Annotated in this window: 17 protein-coding genes; 12 read left to right on the top strand and 5 right to left on the bottom strand. The window is 44.8% G+C overall.

The window, feature by feature from the left end:
• Nucleotides 1-49 precede the first annotated feature (49 nt).
• The gene (locus DV872_RS01480) at nt 50-508 is read right to left on the bottom strand and encodes a YhcH/YjgK/YiaL family protein (RefSeq protein WP_114628062.1); all 459 of its coding nucleotides are present in this window, start codon (nt 506-508) and stop codon (nt 50-52) included.
• Between the two features lie 129 nt (nt 509-637).
• Nucleotides 638-2,263: an amidohydrolase family protein gene (locus DV872_RS01475; RefSeq protein WP_114628061.1), complete on the bottom strand. Its 1,626-nt coding sequence runs from the start codon at nt 2,261-2,263 to the stop codon at nt 638-640.
• Nucleotides 2,264-2,536: 273 nt separating this feature from the next.
• Here DV872_RS01475 and dctP point away from each other — a divergent pair, with 273 nt between their 5' ends.
• The 12 genes from dctP to DV872_RS01415 all read left to right on the top strand — a co-directional run bounded on the left by dctP (nt 2,537) and on the right by DV872_RS01415 (nt 15,278).
• Nucleotides 2,537-3,532, top strand: coding sequence for a TRAP transporter substrate-binding protein DctP (dctP, locus tag DV872_RS01470; protein ID WP_158546775.1), 996 nt, complete (start codon nt 2,537-2,539; stop codon nt 3,530-3,532).
• Nucleotides 3,533-3,629: 97 nt separating this feature from the next.
• The gene (locus tag DV872_RS01465; protein WP_114628059.1) at nt 3,630-4,160 is read left to right on the top strand and encodes a TRAP transporter small permease; all 531 of its coding nucleotides are present in this window, start codon (nt 3,630-3,632) and stop codon (nt 4,158-4,160) included.
• A gap of 13 nt (nt 4,161-4,173) precedes the next feature.
• Complete coding sequence (locus tag DV872_RS01460) at nt 4,174-5,457, top strand: TRAP transporter large permease (RefSeq protein WP_114628058.1); 1,284 nt, start codon at nt 4,174-4,176, stop codon at nt 5,455-5,457.
• A gap of 18 nt (nt 5,458-5,475) precedes the next feature.
• Complete coding sequence (locus tag DV872_RS01455) at nt 5,476-6,540, top strand: mannonate dehydratase (protein WP_114628057.1); 1,065 nt, start codon at nt 5,476-5,478, stop codon at nt 6,538-6,540.
• 21 nt (nt 6,541-6,561) lie between these two features.
• Nucleotides 6,562-7,710: a Gfo/Idh/MocA family protein gene (locus DV872_RS01450; protein ID WP_114628056.1), complete on the top strand. Its 1,149-nt coding sequence runs from the start codon at nt 6,562-6,564 to the stop codon at nt 7,708-7,710.
• A gap of 2 nt (nt 7,711-7,712) precedes the next feature.
• Nucleotides 7,713-8,489 (top strand): glucosamine-6-phosphate deaminase, encoded by a 777-nt coding sequence (locus DV872_RS01445; RefSeq protein ID WP_114628055.1) that lies wholly within the window; start codon nt 7,713-7,715, stop codon nt 8,487-8,489.
• A complete protein-coding gene (locus DV872_RS01440; protein ID WP_114628054.1) occupies nt 8,489-10,096 on the top strand; it encodes a mannitol dehydrogenase family protein in 1,608 nt (535 codons plus the stop codon). Before DV872_RS01445 ends, DV872_RS01440 begins: the two co-directional genes overlap by 1 nt.
• 6 nt (nt 10,097-10,102) lie before the next feature.
• Nucleotides 10,103-11,059, top strand: a complete 957-nt coding sequence (locus tag DV872_RS01435; RefSeq protein WP_114628053.1) for an ABC transporter ATP-binding protein — start codon at nt 10,103-10,105, stop codon at nt 11,057-11,059.
• Nucleotides 11,056-11,757, top strand: a complete 702-nt coding sequence (locus DV872_RS01430; RefSeq protein ID WP_114628052.1) for an ABC transporter permease — start codon at nt 11,056-11,058, stop codon at nt 11,755-11,757. The genes DV872_RS01435 and DV872_RS01430 overlap by 4 nt, the downstream gene beginning before the upstream one ends.
• A gap of 1 nt (nt 11,758) precedes the next feature.
• Nucleotides 11,759-13,165, top strand: coding sequence for a GldG family protein (locus DV872_RS01425; protein WP_114628051.1), 1,407 nt, complete (start codon nt 11,759-11,761; stop codon nt 13,163-13,165).
• A complete protein-coding gene (locus DV872_RS01420) occupies nt 13,165-14,535 on the top strand; it encodes a DUF4340 domain-containing protein (protein ID WP_158546774.1) in 1,371 nt (456 codons plus the stop codon). Before DV872_RS01425 ends, DV872_RS01420 begins: the two co-directional genes overlap by 1 nt.
• Nucleotides 14,535-15,278 carry a GntR family transcriptional regulator gene (locus DV872_RS01415; RefSeq protein ID WP_114628049.1) on the top strand — a complete coding sequence of 248 codons (744 nt, stop codon included), beginning with the start codon at nt 14,535-14,537 and terminating at the stop codon, nt 15,276-15,278. Before DV872_RS01420 ends, DV872_RS01415 begins: the two co-directional genes overlap by 1 nt.
• On the opposite strand, the gene DV872_RS01410 is transcribed toward DV872_RS01415, so the two are convergent.
• The 3 genes from DV872_RS01410 to DV872_RS01400 are packed head-to-tail and all read right to left on the bottom strand — an operon-like array spanning nt 15,279 to nt 18,285.
• Complete coding sequence (locus DV872_RS01410; RefSeq protein ID WP_114628048.1) at nt 15,279-16,409, bottom strand: uroporphyrinogen decarboxylase family protein; 1,131 nt, start codon at nt 16,407-16,409, stop codon at nt 15,279-15,281.
• A 2-nt stretch (nt 16,410-16,411) separates the two neighbouring features.
• Nucleotides 16,412-17,554 carry a uroporphyrinogen decarboxylase family protein gene (locus tag DV872_RS01405; protein WP_114628047.1) on the bottom strand — a complete coding sequence of 381 codons (1,143 nt, stop codon included), beginning with the start codon at nt 17,552-17,554 and terminating at the stop codon, nt 16,412-16,414.
• Nucleotides 17,554-18,285 carry a FadR/GntR family transcriptional regulator gene (locus DV872_RS01400; RefSeq protein WP_114628046.1) on the bottom strand — a complete coding sequence of 244 codons (732 nt, stop codon included), beginning with the start codon at nt 18,283-18,285 and terminating at the stop codon, nt 17,554-17,556. The genes DV872_RS01405 and DV872_RS01400 overlap by 1 nt, the downstream gene beginning before the upstream one ends.
• Between the last annotated feature and the right edge of the window lie 23 nt (nt 18,286-18,308).

Genomic DNA, 18,308 nt, shown 5'->3' with positions numbered 1-18,308 from the left:
CGGGTCAAGATCCCATAAAGGTTCCGGCGTGTTTATCAGAAACAGATGATTACTTTTTGATCTTTAGAACCAGTTTTTTCACCTCTCCGGCAGTCCTGCCTCTGATGCTGCAGCCCGGCATATGAGAATCCTCGGGGTAGAACACTGCAAAGTCTTTGACATCAAGTTCACACTCAGTAAAAGATGTATGAGAGTAGAGTTCAACATCTGTATCTGGATTATATTCTGTTGTAACTGTTAAATAATCAGGAGTGGTGTAGCCCATCATTTCGGAACCGGAGATCATATACTGAATATCAATATAGTTTCTGTGTGCTTCAAACTGCTTTTCATTGACAGCCTTAGTTGTGTAGCCCTGAACCAGAGCGAAGATATTGTCTCCGTCTATTTCATAGCGGCCGAGTTCCATGGATTTCAGATCTGATTCCCGGATGAAATCAAAGGCTTTTTTAAAGCTCTTGTGGAGTACTTCGTATTTTGCCGCATTGGCGATTGTATCTAATATCATTACAATTCCTTCTGTTCCCGGGAATTTGGTTTCTCGGGGAGTTCATCACCCCTGGAGAGAATCTCTCCAGAGTTGATAGTTTAACTTACTATAGCTTGTACTGAACTGTGAATATATAGGGTCCCATAATTAGATGTGGATAAACATTCCCGGCATTTCACTGCCTACAGGATTTATCTCTTTAGCTGTTTCAGGAGTTAAAAGCATCTTCCCATTGATTATGACCCTTTTTATTCCTTCTGGTGGAAGAGGAATCCCATTCTCATCTTCCCTGTCGCTGATGGTTTTCTCATTTAATACAACCAGATCGGCATAGTATCCTTTTCTGATATATCCCCGCTTTGGTATTCCCAGTCTTTCCGCAGTGGCTCCGGTCATCTTTCTAATGCTCTCTTCGATACTTTGAATATTGTGCTCCCGGCTCAGTTTGAGGATGCGGGGGATAGAGCCGTAGATTGCAGGGTTATTTATACCCTCTCTTTCCATCCATGCATCAGTCTGATAATGGACTTGAGGGTGGGCGATCATCCTTTTTAAAATCTCGGGATTGGAATATCGCTCCATCAGGACGGCGGCAGTACCGTTACTCAGACGGACAAGATCGCAGAGAGTCTTAAAGCTGCTCTGTCCAAGGTTCCGGGCAATTTCTGATAGATACAATCCATTATATTTTTTCCATTCGGGATATACGGTATTTGTTACTCTGATCTGCTCAAATCCAAAGCCTAGAACAAGCTCCATTGCCTTTATTTCCACCCAGAGTCTCTTCAAGGCTGACTTACTTTCCACATTCTTATTAAGGTCTGCCAGAAACCATTCAGGGAGGATTACATTTATTCTGCTGGCACCTAGTGAATAGCCATAGGTATCAAAGTGGATATCCACCCCTCTGACTTTGGCATCCTCCAGAAGCTTGAATGCCTTATCCGCACTTTTCCAGCTCTGTGAGCCTACAAAGATCAGATGAGAGAACTGGAGGCGGACTCCAGTCTCTTCAGCCAGTTCGATCATATCCTGAATTGCCAGAATATGGTGGGGAGTTCCGAAGGGTTTCATAGGATAGGTTCCGGAAACAGCAGAGGCTGCTCTCGGGTGTACCGCAAGTACCTTATTATGGGATTTTACCAGCTCTGCTACGGCTTTCAGCTCTTTTTTGTCGGCAAAAATACCGGGTTCATATTGGAGACCCAGGGAAATCCCGCAGGCTCCCTGCTTCAGACTCTCATCCAGAAGACTCAGAAGCTGCTTCAGTTCTGCATCTGTCAGGGGATTCGCATCGTAGCCTCTGATGGAGGTTCTTGTGGTTCCATGACCTACATAAGAGAGGATATTCATGGGGCTGCCGTTCTCTTTGATATGTTCTTTATAACCTGCTGCATTCTGCCAGCTGAGTTTTGCCCGGCCTGAACGGAAGATATTATCACTCAGAAGTTCTCTATAGGGATGGGATACGGGGAAACCGAAAGTACTGAAACCGCAGTTTCCACCTACTGCAGTTGTGATTCCCTGCTGAAGAAAGGGCATCATCAATTCCCTGCTTCCTTCGTTTCCGGCAAACCAGTCAAGGTGGGAATGAATGTCTATAAACCCAGGCGCCACAATATGGTCCTCACAGTCTATCTGAGGAAGACCGTCATCAGGAGTCTCCTCCTGTATTCTGATAATTTTTTCATCTTCAATTAGAATATTACCCTCTTTGGCGGTAGATCCTGTTCCGTCGATGATACGACCGTTTGTGAGCCAGTAGCTTTTCATTTTTATTTTCCTTTTTTAAAACTGAGGCATGAATATTTTTCCCTATGCTTCCATAGTTCCAAAATATAATAACATGGTTTGAGTGATAACTCATTCAAATTTATTTCATCCATAACGGCAAGAGAATTTGTTTCAAATATTGCTCTCCATAAGCTCCTGTTCTCCGGCACTTTCATGGATCAATAGTTAACAGAGTTAAAATATTGTAATAATTGTTGCCAAATGCATACTTGTATGGTAGTGTGTTTGTATATTATATCAAAGGAGAACTTTGTGAAGAAAAATCTTATTATTCTTGTAGTTCTGTCTCTTCTACTGAGCGGCAACATTTTTGCCGGCGGTCAGCAGGAAGGCGGAGACGCGTCTATGGCTCAAGCCACTAAATTATTTATTGCCGGTACCAGCGGTAAGGAAGACACACAGTCCATGGGTCATTTTGACTATGCAGAAAGATTGAATGCAACTGGAGCTTTTGCTGCAGAAGTTAAGATCAACGCTGTAATGGGTGAAACTGATGATGTTACCGAACAGGCTATTCAGGGTGTTCCTGTAATCAATGCTACCGACCCCGGTCGTCTGGCTGCCTATGTTCCCGAATTCGGTCTGGTTCAGATGCCTTATCTGCTCCCCGATTACACCTACCTGAACAAAATCAGAGATACCAAGCTTTATGCTAAATGGGACAAAGATTTCCAGGAAAAAGGTCTGAAACTGGTTACTGTTAACGGTTATTCCGGTGTTAGAAGCTGGGTAACAGACTTTCCTGTAACAACACCTGCTGATCTTAAGGGTGTTAAAATCAGAACTATCGGTTCCGATCTTTTCGTAAACTCTGTAAATGCAATGGGTGCTATCGCTACTGCTCTACCCTGGGCTGAGACATATCAGGGAATGGAACAGGGTGTTGTAGACGGATGTGAAGCTCAGATCCCCGGTATCTACTCCATGAGATTCTATGAAATTAAATCTTATGTAAGTCTTTCCGAGCACTTTACTCTGATTGCCTCAATGGTAACCGGTACTAAGTTTTTCGACGGACTTTCTGCTGAAAACCAGACAATCCTTCTGGATACAGCTTTTGATGCTTACAAAGACAACCAGGAAGTTGTTGTTTCCAAGTCCAAAGATTATATCAAGGAAATGGAAGCTGCGGGTGTTACTTTTCTCGAAATTGACAAGACTCCCTTTGTAGACGCTGTACAGTCTGTATACGTAGACATGGGATTCTCTGAACTGAAAGACGATCTCTACGCAGAGCTTGGACTTTAATTCACAGTCAAATTAACCATTAATTAAAATAAGCCGGCAGCTTGTCCGAAAGTATGAACTGCCGGCTATTTTTTATAACCCGAGTATTGAGGAATAGATGAGAAAGATATACGAGATCTATTGTAAAATACAGGAAATGATTGTGGGGACAGTATTTGTTTCAATCGTTATCCTGATTTTTTCAGCCGCTTTTTTCAGACAGTTTGATAAACCCATTGTCTGGGCGGATGATATTGCCAAGTTTCTTTTTTCCTGGGCCGCTTTTCTTGGCGCAGATGTTGCCATGAGACATTCCCGCCTTGTCGGTGTGGATCTGCTTGTGAAAAAGTTCAATCCTAAAATCGGTAAAATTGTACAGTTATTTGTATTTTTAATAATTATTGCATTGCTTTCGGCCTTTGTTATTTATGGTACTAAACTGAGCATAGAGAGTGTGGACAGAAGTTTTCAGACCCTGTCGAATTTCAGTTATTCCATAGTTACAGCATCCCTGCCGGTGTCTTCTCTGATGATGATTCTGACAGCCTGTATCAAGATTGCCAAAATAGGCATCAACTTTAAGGATGATGAATATAATGTTCTTCGCGATATTCCCGGGGATGAAGCTCCCGTTAAAAGCTGTTGCTAGGAGTTAAAACGAAATGACATTACTTGTAATTACTTTTTTCTTTTTATTGGCTATTAATATGCCCATCGGTTTTACCATTGGTATCTCCGGAGCGGTCTTTTTTCTCACCAGTGATATGATCCCCTTTTCCATTACGGTTCAGAGGGTTGTTGCACAGACCCAGTCCATCGCTTTTCTGGCGGTTCCCTTCTTTATCTTTGCAGGAAACCTGATGAATAAGACCGGAATCACCTCTCGTCTTCTCCGCTTTTCTTCTCTTCTCACAAGAAGAATGGCCGGTGGTATGGCTCAGGTGAATGTTGTACTCAGTACCATGATGGGCGGTGTATCAGGGTCGGCTGTAGCAGATGCTTCCATGCAGGCCCGTATTCTCGGTCATAACATGGTAAAGAAGGGGTATCCAAGAGGATATACTGCAGGAATCACCTGTCTCTCCTCCCTGATTACAGCTACCATTCCACCAAGTCTGGGCCTGATCCTTTATGGATTTGTCGGAGAGGTCTCTATCGGTAAACTTTTTATTGCCGGTATTGTTCCCGGATTTCTAATGATGGTATTCCTGATGGCTACAGTAAGCATTACTGCCAATAAGCATAAATATGATATGCCCGATCTGAGTGTGGAAAAAATCACATTTAAAGAAGTCTGGGTAGATCTTAAAGACTCAATCTGGGCTCTTATGTTTCCAGTCATTCTAATCGTTGGAATCCGTTTTGGATTGTTTACACCTTCTGAAGCAGGGGCCTTTGCAGTTGTATATGCCCTGTTTGTAGGTAAATTCATCTATAAGGAACTGACCTGGGATAAATTCAGGGCTGCCTTGAAGGATTCCTTTATTGATAACGGTGCAATCATCCTGATTATTGCCCTCTCCGGTATCTTCGGTTATGCCCTCTCTCTTGAGAATGTCCCCGGACAGATCGGATCACTCCTTGTGGGAATCACCAGTCATCCTCAGATTATGCTGATCATCATTGTCCTCTTCCTGGCTGTTGCCGGTATGTTTATTGACAGTAATGTAAGCGTTCTGCTTTTGACTCCTATTTTTCTTCCTGTTGTGAAGGACCTGGGGGTTGATCCCGTACATTTCGGAATCCTGATGATGACCATTGTTACAATGGGCTGCATGACTCCTCCTGTGGGAACTGCGCTGTATACGGTATGTCAGATACTGGATGCTCCGCTTGAAGATTTTGTTAAAGAAACCATGCCTTTCTATCTGGCCGTAATCTTTCTGGTTATCGTGCTGATATTCATCCCCGATGTGGTTATGTTTCTGCCGAATTTGATTTACTGATAAGGATAAGATAAGTTTATGAAAATGAGCCTCAGATGGTTTGGGAAAGGACATGACAGTGTTTCCCTGGAACAGATACGTCAAATTCCAGGAGTTGGCGGAGTTATCCCTACTCTTTACAACACAGTTCCCGGAGATGAGTGGAATCTGGAAGATATACAGAGTCTGAAGAAAGATGTGGAAGATGCGGGTCTGAAGATCTATGGTATTGAAAGCGTTAATGTTTCAGATGAGATCAAGGTAGGTCATCCCAAGCGTGACCAGCATATTGAAAACTATATTGCCACATTAAAGAAACTCTCAGCCGAGGGAATCAATATGGTCTGCTATAATTTTATGCCCGTATTTGACTGGACCCGCTCTGAGCTGGCCAAACCCAGACCCGACGGTTCTACGGTTCTGGCCTATAATCAGGAAAAAGTAGACCTCATTCATCCCAAAGAGATGTTTGACCATATTGATGGTGATTCTAACGGCTTTGTTATGCCCGGTTGGGAACCCGAGAGAATGGGAAAGGTTGAAGAACTGTTTCATCTCTATGAAAGTACAGACAATGAACAACTCTTTCAGAATCTGAAATACTTTCTGGATGCCATAATTCCTACCTGTGAAAAGTACGGTGTAAAGATGGCCATCCATATTGATGATCCCGTGTGGAGCGTATACAACCTTCCCCGTATTATCAAAAACAAGATGGATCTGCAGCGTCTGATTACAGAGGTTCCCTCCGAGTATAACGGAATAACTCTCTGTACCGGATCTCTCAGCTCCAAGCCTGATAATGATATTCCCGATATTATCCGTTCTCTGAAGGGCAGAATCCACTTTGCTCATATGAGAAATACAAAACATACAGCTCCCGGAATTTTTGAAGAGTCGGCACACCTTTCCTCAGACGGTTCTCTGGATATGTATGAAATAATGAAAGCTTTTGTGGAAATTGGTTTTGACGGACCTATTCGTCCCGACCATGGTCGTGCTATCTGGGGTGAAATTGCCATGCCGGGTTACGGCCTGTACGACAGAGCCCTGGGTGCCCAGTATCTACTGGGACTGATGGAAGCCGTTAAAAAGTCTCAGTAAGAAAACAGAGGGATAGGAATAATGCTGAAAGTCATGATAGTTGGAGCCGGAGCAATTGCACCGGCACATATAGAGGGATTTCTCAGTTTTCCTGAGAGAGTGGAAATAACTCATATCTCTAATCCCACTGTTGCCAAGGCGGCCGCTCTTATTGACAAATACGGATTGAACGCTGAAGCATCCTCCTTATTTGATGAGCAGCTGGATGCCGTGGATATTGTCTCTATCTGTTCTCCTCCCTCCACACACCGGGACCTTGCGGTCAAGGCACTGGAGGCGGGAAAACATGTCCTTCTGGAAAAACCCATGGCCATGAGTCTGGGTGAATGTGATCAGATACTGTCTGCGGCGGAGAAGGGGAATGCCCTGATCTCTGTTGTTGCTCAGAGCCGTTTTATCTCCTCCATCTCCAATACTATGAAAATAATCCACAAGGGTGATTACGGAAAGCTTCTGTTTTCACAGATCAACTCATTCTGGTGGAGAGGGCAGAGCTATTATGACCTCTACTGGCGGGGTCTCTGGGAGAGTGAAGGGGGCGGATGTACGCTGAATCATGCGGTTCACCATATAGATCTTCTTCTCTGGGCCAAAGGTCTCCCTGTGGAAGTTAATTCCTTTCTGACAAATCTGAATCATCAGAATTCGGAAGAGGAAGATCTCTCCCTGAGTATTTTAAAATATGCAGACGGAACCATGTCTCAGATCAATGCCTCTCTGATTCATCATGGAGAAGAGCAGAAACTGGACTTCCAGATGGAAAAAGCCTCTGTTTCTATACCCTTTGCTGTTAAAGCAAGCACTCCGCGTTCCAATGGATTTCCCATGGATGATGAAGAGACAATCAATAAGTTAAGTGATGAATATAAGAATCTGCCTGATCTGAAGTTTGAACACCATGCAGGACAGGTCGGGAACTTTCTCGATGCCATAGAAAAGGGTACTCCTCTTGCTGTAAGCGGCAAAGATGGCCGAAACTCCATTGAACTTATTTCGGCTGTCTATAAATCCGCCTTTACCGGATCAGGAGTCATACTCCCCCTGAAGAAAGATGATCCCTATTATTCCTTCCCCTCGAGAGTGGAGGATGCCACGCGTTTTCATAAAAAAACGAAGTCCGTAAAAGGGTTTGATGACTCTACCATCACTGACTTCAAAGGGAGATTCTAAATATGTCAAAAATTGTAGAGAAGCAGATTGATAAACTGACAGTACGTGTCTTTGAAGATAGAAAAGCCATGGGGTATGCGGTTGTCAGGGATGTAACAGAGTGCATTCTTGAACTCCTGAAGACTCGTGATCATATCAATATGATGTTTGCCGCGGCTCCCTCACAGCAGGAAGTCCTGGACGGCCTTAAAGAAGCTGATCTTATTCCCTGGGACAGGGTGAATGCCTTTCATATGGATGAATATATCGGACTCTCTGCCGATGCACCCCAGGGATTCGGTAATTTTCTCAAGGCTGGAATTTTTGCCCATGTCCCCTTTAAGAATGTCTTTTATATGGATGGTCAGGGAGATGCTGAGGCTGAATGTGTCAGATATACGGATCTTCTGAAAGAGAATCCCCTGGACATCTGCCTTAATGGAATAGGTGAGAACGGGCATCTTGCCTTCAACGACCCTCCTGTGGCGGATTTTAAAGATCCTGAATCTGTCAAAGTTGTTCAGCTGGATCAGATCTGCCGGCAGCAGCAGGTGAATGACGGCTGCTTTGCCACTATGGATGATGTCCCAAAGACAGCATTGACTGTCACCATTCCCGAATTGATCCGTCCGGAATATATATTCTGTACGGTTCCGGGAATCCTTAAGGCTCCCGCTGTGGAAGCAGCACTGACCGGGCCCATTGCCGTGAGCTGTCCCGCCTCGGCTTTAAGAACAGTAAAATCGAATATGTATCTGGATAAAGACAGCGGCGTTTGTCTCACTAAGGAGAATAAATAATGAAATTATCTTTAAAAGAATTAGAGAATAAAAAGCAGTGGACTGATAAAGGTTATAAACTGCCTCAGTTTGATATAGAGAAAGTCCGGGAGAACAGCCGGAAGAATCCAGCATGGATTCACTTTGGAGCCGGAAATATATTCAGAGCCTTTGTTGCGGTTCTCCAGCAGGAACTTCTTAATAAAGGTAAAGTCGATACAGGAATTATCGTATGTGAAACCTTTGATGAAGAGATCATCAAAAAGGCATATGAAGCCTATGATAATCTTGCTCTTGCAGTGACCCTCAAAGGTAATGGTGATATTACCAAGGAGATTGTCGGCAGCCTGGCTGAGAGTCTGATTCCCTCCCGTGATTATGCAAGGATGGAAGAGGTTCTTACAGCTCCGACTCTGCAGATGCTGAGTCTGACTATTACAGAAAAAGGTTATGCCGTCAAAGACGATCAGGGAGATGCATTCCCATGGATACAGCCGGATCTGGATGATTTTAACAGACAGCCCACATCCACTATCGGAATTATCACCCGTCTTCTCTATGCCCGTTTTCAGAATGGTGCAGCTCCTCTGGCTCTGGTGAGTATGGATAACTGCAGCCATAACGGAACCCTCCTCAAGGAAGCCGTACTGTGTTTTGCGGAAGCCTGGAAAGGAAGCACAGGTCAGGGATTTCTTGACTATCTGAATGATGAAACAAAACTATCCTTCAACTGGAGCATGATAGATAAAATCACTCCCAGACCCTCTTCTGTCTTGAACTCAGTATTCGAAGCCGATGGTCTTGAGGGAATGGAGCTTGTGAAAACAGCAAAGAACACCTTTGTCTCTCCCTTCGTCAATGCAGAAGAATCCCAGTACCTTGCAATCGAAGATATTTTCCCTAACGGCAGAGGCCCTCTGGAAGATACCGGAGTCCTGTTTTCAGACAAGGAAACCATTGATAAAATTGAAAAAATGAAAGTCTGTACCTGTCTGAATCCCCTGCATACAGTTCTAGCTGTTTTCGGATGTCTGATGGGTTACAGCTCTATTTCGGGAGAGATGAAAGATCCTCTATTAAAGGGATTTATTGAGAGATTGGGATACGGCGAAGGAATGCCTGTTGTTGTAGATCCCGGCATCATGAATGCCGAAGACTTTATCCGTGACAGTATTGAAGTCCGTTTCCCCAATCCCCATGTTCCCGATACTCCCCAGAGGATTGCCACAGATACTTCAAAGAAAATTCCCGTACGTTTCGGTGAGACAATGAAGGCCTATATTGCACAGGGGAAATCGGATCTCTCCTTTCTGACTTTCATTCCTCTTTTTATGGCCGGATGGCTGCGTTATCTTATGGCTGTGGATGATAAGGGACAGAGTTTCGAACTCAGTTCAGACCCCAATCTGGACAAGGTTCAGCCCTTTGTGGCATCATTCTCTCTCGGATTCTCCGGTAATCTCACTGAAGTTCATAAAGCCCTCGAAGAACTTCTCAGCAATGCTGAGATATTCGGAGTGGATCTCTATAAACATAATCTGGGTGACAAGGTTGAGGCCATGTTTCTCGAGATGCTGGCAGCTCCCGGCGCCGTTGCCGGAACAATTAAAAAATATCTGGAGCAGTAATACATAATGCTGAAGGTTGAGCATCTTTCAAAGAACTACGGTCGGGTGAAACCGATTCGGGACATCTCATTTACCCTGCAGAAGGGTGAGGTCCTGGGACTCCTGGGGGCCAATGGCACCGGTAAATCCACAACTTTGAATATGCTCGCCGGCTATTTCCCTCCCAGCGGGGGAAGCATCTCCCTGAATGGCTTTAACATTCAGGAACAGCCTCTGGAATATAAGAAAAATATTGGCTACCTGCCTGAATTTCCTCCTCTCTATCCGGATATGACTGTGAGAGAGCAGCTCTATATGGTCTGTTCTGTTAAAGGGATTTCCCGGAAAGAGCGGCAACGTGAGATTGAAAGAGTCTGCGGCCTGAGCCGTATTCCGGATGTGATTGACCGCCCTGTGAAAACCATGTCCAAGGGCTATAAACAGCGCATCGGACTGGCCCAGGCATTGATAGGAAATCCCGAGCTTCTTATTCTGGATGAGCCGACTTCCGGACTTGACCCGCAGCAGATAATTGATATCAGAGAACTGATCAGGGATCTGGGTAGTGACCATGCCGTGATTATCAGCTCCCATATCCTCTCGGAAATTGCATCGGTCTCCACAAGAATCCTTGTTTTGAATAAGGGGTCCATAGTGGCAGACAGCCCTTCGGATGAACTGCTGAATACTCCCAATGCCGCCCCCGTTCTGGATGTGCGTGTCTTTGGAGATCAGCCTCATATTCAGGCCATCATAAAAGAGCTTAAGGGTGTTGAGTCTCTTGACGTTCAGGATTGTATTGAAGAGGGATGTATGGATTACAGCATCACTCTGACTGAGGGAGAAGATATCAGAAAGGATCTTTCCCGGGTTCTGAATGAAAACGGCTATGCCCTTATGCAGATGAAAATGAAAAATCCCACTCTGGAAGAGATCTTTATCGATCTTACATCAGGTTTGCCTAAAGGAGGGGATGAATCATGACGGCTATCTATATGAAAGAACTGAGGCAGTATTTCCGTTCCATGATTGCCTATGTCTTTCTGACAATACTCCTTCTTCTCTGCGGTTTTATCTTTATCACAGCCAATCTGATGTCACAGAACGGTGATATTAACAGCTTCTTTTCTCCTCTGTTTAATATACTTCTCTTTGTAACTCCTATTCTGACAATGAGACAGTTTTCTGAGGAGCAGAGACAAAAGACACAACAGCTTCTTTTTACTCTGCCTCTTTCTCTGGAATCTATTGTGATCGGAAAGTTTCTGGCGACCCTGACAGTGATCGGAATCGGTCTGGCTGTCACTCTGGTTTATCCTGTTATTCTGGCTTACTTCGGCTCATTCAGTTTTATGGTGACCCTGGGTAATTACCTGGCTGTGATTCTCCTTGTCTCTGCGGTTTCGGCCCTGGGGCTTTTTATCTCCACCCTTACTGAAAATCAGGTTGTCTCAGCCATTGTGAGCTACGGTGTTATCCTGATTCTCTGGCTGGTTGATTCACTGGCTCCCTATGCCGGCAGCCCCCTGCTGAAAAAAATGCTTACTCTCTTCTCACTGAAGAGTAACTACATTGAGTTTACATACGGGATATTCAATCCCTCGGCCATTATTTATTTCCTGAGTCTGACAGTCCTGTTTCTGGTTCTCACTACTGTCAGTCTAGAGAGCAGGAGGCAGTAGGATGAATAGAATCGCTGCCGGAATTAAAGCCCTTCTCAAGGGAAATCTCCGCTCTATATTTGTAATACTCTGCATTGCCGTTTTTATCCTGATAAATCTCTTCAGTCATAAGGCAGTGGAGCGCTATTCTCTTAAACTTGATCTGACTGAAAATGCTCTTTATGAGTTTTCTGATACCACTGCTGCAGCTGCTGAAGCACTGAAGACCCCGGTGGAAATAACTGTGTTCAACAGAGAAGAAGACTATGTTGTAATGCTTCGGGAAGTATTGAAGCGCTACAGCTCTTTAAGCTCTCAGATCAGTCTTGAGTTTGTCGATCCCTATGAGAATCCGGTTCTTATCGACTCATTCGCCGCCCGAGGAATACAAATTCATGAAAATGACATTCTTATGGAAGGCACGGTCCGTGAGAAGATCTTTTCCATAAAGGATATGTATACCCTCAATGCAGGCAGGACTGAAATTACAGGTCTTAATGCGGAGCAGCAGCTCACCAGTGGACTCTACTTTATCAATGACAGCAATGTCCCCGTCGCTGCTTTTTCTGACGGTCACAATGAGAGACCAGGCAATGCATTAACTGCACTCTTCTCTTCAAATAACTATGATGTGGTCCGCGGTAATTTGAGTTCAGTTCTCAGGAAAAAACCGGAACTTCTCATTATTGCCGCTCCCAGCCGCGATATTTTATCCGAGGATAGGTCGCTTCTGAAAACTTATATGGAGCAGGGGGGAAATGCTTTAGTATTTCTGGAACCCTCTTCTGTCAGCTTCCCGAATCTAGAGGGATTCCTTGAAGAGTGGGGCATTATCGCCGGGAATGAGCTTGTCTTTGAAGAGCAGGCCTACACAGCAGGAAACCCTGTGAATATCGTCCCCATGTATGCTCCCCATGAGATCAACCGCTACTTTATGGAAACAAGAATATTCCTGACCATGCCCTCCAGCCGCAGTCTTTATGAATCGCCCCGCAGCGGCAGCGCCTACGACATAACACCGGTCCTTGGTTCTACCCCCGGCTCCTATGGAAAGACTGGATATCAGTTCAGTAATCTGGACCGGGAAGCCTCTGATATTGAGGGACCCTTTAATCTTGTAATGAGCTCCGAGAGAACCTGGGATGATAATTCTGTCAGCCGTCTTATTGTTGCTGGCAGCATGAAACTCTATGGTGATGACCTAATGGGATTCTCAAGCTACGGCAACAGTGAGTTTCTTGTACAGACTATCAACTGGCTGGCTGACGAAGAGTCTTCAGTCTATATACCGGCAAAAAAAATTAAGGCTGATCCTCTGAATCTTCAGTCAGGTCATATCCTGATTCTGGCAATTATTATATGCGGTCTTATTCCGCTGGCTTTTCTTGTTGCCGGCATCATGATGTATATCAGAAGGAAGAGGCTGTAATGAATTACAGAAAAGGTATATTTATCAACCTGATCCTCTTTATTGTCCTGGCTGTTTTAACGGGGATAGTTTATCTTCCTGAAAAAAAGAGTGTCTCTGAGACAGTAGTGCAGGAGATTGAACTCGTGGGGCTGAATGTCTCAGAAATCGCCGCGGTTGCAGTAATCAATGATGCAGCTCGATTCGGTCTGATACACAGGGAGGGGCATATCTCTCTGGAACCCGGGGTGGAAGGTATGAGCTACTCTGTAGAGGCAATGCAGTCCTTTCTCTTTCGCATATCAAAACTGAAAGCGGTCTCTTCAATAGAAAAATCCCTGGATGATACAGTATACGGCTTTGAAACTCCGCGGGCTGTTATCACCCTTATCCTGAGTTCGGGAAACAAGAAGCGTCTGATCCTGGGGGAGCCAATTTCTCTTGATGGAAGTTCCTACCTCCGGATAGAAGATCCCGCTGCATCTGATGATACTGTCTACCTTTTGAGTTCAGAGGATACGGAGCTGTTTCTATCAGAACCCATCATCTTCTCTTCAGATTTTATCATGCCGAGGGTAGAACTCAAGGAACTGGATACTCTTAAATCAATTGAGCTGGACTTTAGGGGAGCTGATTTCCCTTCATTTTCCATTGAGAACAATGGCGGATTTCTTTTTACTCTGTCCGAACCCATTGTGAGTACCCTGGATTATGAGCGTACTTTGAAGGAGCTGATCTTCCCTATCCTCTCTCTCTCATCTGTACGGACAGAAAGTCTCTTTCCCGAGCCTCTTCTGAAAGAAGATGAAATTCTCAGCCTGAATATTTCATTAAATGAAGATGAAATGTATACCCTTTCTCTATTCCGTCATGAGGGTAAAATATTTGCAGGGACTGAAAAGGGTAGAGCCATTGCAGAACTTTCCGAAGAGGATCTCCCATTTCTGGATCTTCACTATCTGGATCTACTGAACGGCTCGGTCTACCACTGCAATGTATCAGAAATTGAGTCTGTGGTGATTGAAGATTCTCTGGAAGGAGAGGACTACAATATTACTCTCTCGGGTGAATCAGTAAATATACAGGCCCTGATAAACGGTGTCTCTGTGGAATACCCTCAGGTGATGGAGTTCTTCGATGTACTCACGAAGACAGGAATAGCCAGAGAGCTGCCTGGATCCGGGGGATCAGATTTTCAGAAACAGAAGACTGTCTTCAGCATTTTAATCTACAAAAAAACGGGAGGTATGGACCGTCTTGAGTTTGTACCCTCGGAAAATAATGAGCTGGCTCTGTATGTTAATGGAACAGCTTATTTCTCAACATATTACAAAACAGTCCTGGATATCCGAAAGTCCTTGTCCGAACTGATCCTTAAGGAAGGTGCATAATGGCTAAACAGAATTGGGGTGAGAACGTTCATAGTAAAACCGCCAGCGAGACAGTGTATGCTATGCTCCACAGGAATATCATCAATCTGAACCTTATTCCCGGTACGGTGATGAGTGAGAAGGATATCTCTGAAAAGATGAATGTGAGCCGTACTCCTGTAAGAGAGGCATTTATCAGGCTCTCCAACGAGGCTCTTGTAACCGTAGTTCCCCAGAAGGGAAGTTTCGTTTCAAAGATCAATCTCGCAAGGGTTAAGGAAGAGCGTTTTTTAAGGGAGTCATTGGAGAATTCGGTTCTTTATGATCTTATTATGCATCATGAAAAACTTAAGATGTATGATCTTTATGAAAATGTAGAAGAGCAGGAAGTTGCATTGAGTAAAGGAGAAACCACCCGCTTTATCGAGTTGGATGATGAGTTTCACAGCATGCTTTTCCGCAAGGCCGATAAGTCCATGTGTTACAACGTAATCATGAGTTTTTCCAGCCATTACCGCCGGGTCCGCTATCTCTCAATGTCTGTCAGCGGTGTATCCATATCCAACCTGAAACATCATCAGGAGATGCTTGAGCTTATTAAAGCCCGGAATCTGGAAAAGGCTGTCACCGTAATGAAGATACATCTCAGAAAACTGGATATTGAGAAGGATGTAATCTATCAAAAGTATTCAGATTATTTTGAGGATAGCGGCTCCCTCGATCTTGTAGATGAGAAGGAGCTCTTTCAGGATTTGAATCGCTGATTACCTGCATATCCTGTGCACAGTATCATACGCTTTCTTCTGATCATCCACTGTCTCACAGTAAGTAGCCACAATCAGTTTCAGATCCTTCTGCCACAGCTTCGTCACTTCTTCCTCAACAACAGATGAATCTCCAACAATTCTCACATGTAGTGTAATATCAGTAGGAGCGAATGCCTTACCCAGTACTTCCGGATCGTTGGGGCAGGGATCAGTCTGGGCACCCACGGCACCGTCGGCCATAAGTACTCCGGGAATTGATGTGATCAGATCACAGCGTCCTGACCAGTCGCCACAGGAGTGGAAGACAGGGCCTTCCATCAGCCGGGCTGCATCACACATGGGGCTCTGGGCCATATCCCTGTAATTGTCATCGCTGAACATCAGCACATTGTCATCACTGAATCCCAAGCCTTTGAATTCTCTGGATGAGGCAAATCCATGACCCGGTTTAACAAGGGCATCACCTATAAGGTCTATCTGGGCCTTGATAAAGTCTTTTTCAATCTTTGCGATCAGAGTAAGCAGTTCATTAACATCCTCAGGATTATCAAATGTCTCATACATGAAGCTTTCAGGATTGAGAACATAGGAGGAGGCAATATTCAGGGGAGACTGGGTATCGGTGAGACTCATGGGAATCTGCCCCTTAGTCTGATCCAGAAAATATTCAATCCTCTCCATTACTTCCCTGCCGATCTCAGTCTCGGTTACAGGCTTCTCAAATTTGTTAATAGCCTCCCGGCAGGTTTTTATGGTGGACTGCACAGCAGGTGACTGCCCCTCATCCCAGATATAGGGAATACCGAAGGAGTTGGATACAACTCCAATACCGTACCAGGGCTCCAGAAAGTTCGGAATATCCGCCTTGAAATCAACACTCGCCTGGAGAGCAGCAAGCTGCCATCCCAGAGACATCTTTTTGTCCCTGCAGCCCCATGAGAAGACTTCAGGAACCCGGAATCTTCTATATACACTTACTCCCGAAGAGGCTGCCTGAAAAGTCGTGCATCCCTCTTCCAGAGATTTTTCATAGTCTCTGTATCCCTCTATATCAAATTTCCCTGATTCAAGGGGGGTCATTGAAGTCCCCTGTGCGTCTGCTTTTGATGTATCAAATACTTTAGCCATTCTTAATATCTCCCGTATTGAACTGCAGCATCTACGGCTGCCTGTATGTTTTCTTCAGGTGTATCCTTCTCTAGAAAGTCGGACCCTGCGAATATATAATTTCCGCCGTCTTTCGCGGCATCCATGAGTTCTTTAACCTTTGCTTTTACTTCAAGTGGGCTTGCCTTTTTAAGAAAGTCCACCTGGTCCAGTCCCCCGGAGAGAATCAGAGAATCACCGAAGTACTTCTTAGCCTCTGCCAGATCATTGTCTCCCTGAGGAGCAGGTGAGACTGTCTCCCAGACATCCATTCCCAGAGTCTTGTAGCAGGGATATAAGTTTTTGGCATAACCGCAGTTATGGTAGATCGAGTATTTTCCACCCTCACGGATTGTCTCAGTTATGACTTTTTCATAGGGGTAGATATACTCCATAAAGAACTTTTCACCCAGGAGTCCGCCGTTGGCGATATTCCCCTGAATTCCGAAGCCGTCGTATTCTGTCTGACACATGGATTCATAATCTTTTTTGATCCATGATGTGAAGAATCTCATCATCTCAGTATAGAAATCCAGGTTAAGGAGAGGGTCCATCATCAATTCCTGCATATCCCGGTAGGTGGAGAGGGTGTTGTAAACACCTCCGGCTCCCCAGGGAACGCCTATTCCTGTGTCTCCAATAACCTTGCGGGCAAGCTTTGCCGCCTCATGTTTTTCATCTATATTTGCCTTACTCTCATTGGGAAAGTATTTTCTGAATATCTCAAAATCGTCTGCCGACTTGATCATATACCTGCTTGTATGGAAATGAATCCCCGCCAGAATCTTTGGGTCATAGGGGGCTACTTCCTCCTGTGTCAGGACTCCGGAAGGAGTAGTGATGGTGGAGAGCCTGTGGTATACATCGTTATCAATCCAGGTTTTTTCATCTATTTCCCAATTTGGATAGCTCTGCTTCAGCCAGAAGGGTTTGATAAACTGATTTTCCCTTGTTGTTATATCAAAGCCGTAATGCCGGGCACAGTCCACGGCATCATGCAGGCGGGTAACCTTCTCTCTTTCGGGGTAGAACCAGGAGAGATACTCCTCCTGAACGAACATGCTGACAGGAACTCTGTCGGGGATCTCCCTCTGCATCACTGCTGATAGTCTCTCTCTTCCAGTCATCAAAAATCTCCGTATTTTTCCATCAGCATTTCTGCTGTGTTATATGTATTGTCCATATGAGTCTTCATGGCTCTAGCGCAGGCTTCTGAATCCCCCGCCTCAAGTGCCGCAATAATGGCCTCATGCTCGGCAAATGTCTCTTCGGTTCTTCTCTCCATCTCTTTTTCCATCACTCCCAGGTTTTTCCAGAAGTTGATCATGTCGGGAGTCATGATGCAGTACTGTGAGTTAAGCACCGGGCTGCCCGAGTTACTGACAATCAGGAGATGAAAGTAGATATCATCATCAATGGCCCTGTCTTTGCTGGCATTCTGTTTGAAAATCTCATGAGCCTTTCTGATCTTCCTCAGATCCTTCTCATCAATATTCTGTGCCGACAGTTCTGCCGCCCGTATTTCAATCATTCTTCTTGTATCTGCCAGAGAACGGTAGTCGATACTCTGCTCATTCAGATGGAGAATATTGGTCAGAAGTCCTTCCAGTATCTTCTTGCCGTAGGGGGCCATATAGGTTCCGCTCTGGGGTCTGGTCTCCACAATCCCGAAGTTCTCCATACGCTTAAAGGCCGACTTCAGCTGAGGCCGGGATACTTCAAATATCTCCTGAAGCTGAGGCTCTGAAGGGAGCTTATCCCCCGGCTTGAGTTCTTCCGAGACAATCCTATCCAGAATTTGCTGAATGATGAGATTAGGTACCTTGGGGACAACAATTTTTCCAAAACAGTTCTTCATATATGCTTCCTGAAAGTAAGTAA

The organism is Oceanispirochaeta sp. M1 (assembly GCF_003346715.1).
Taxonomy (GTDB): domain Bacteria; phylum Spirochaetota; class Spirochaetia; order DSM-2461; family DSM-2461; genus Oceanispirochaeta.
This window is presented reverse-complemented; position numbering and strand designations above follow the sequence as displayed.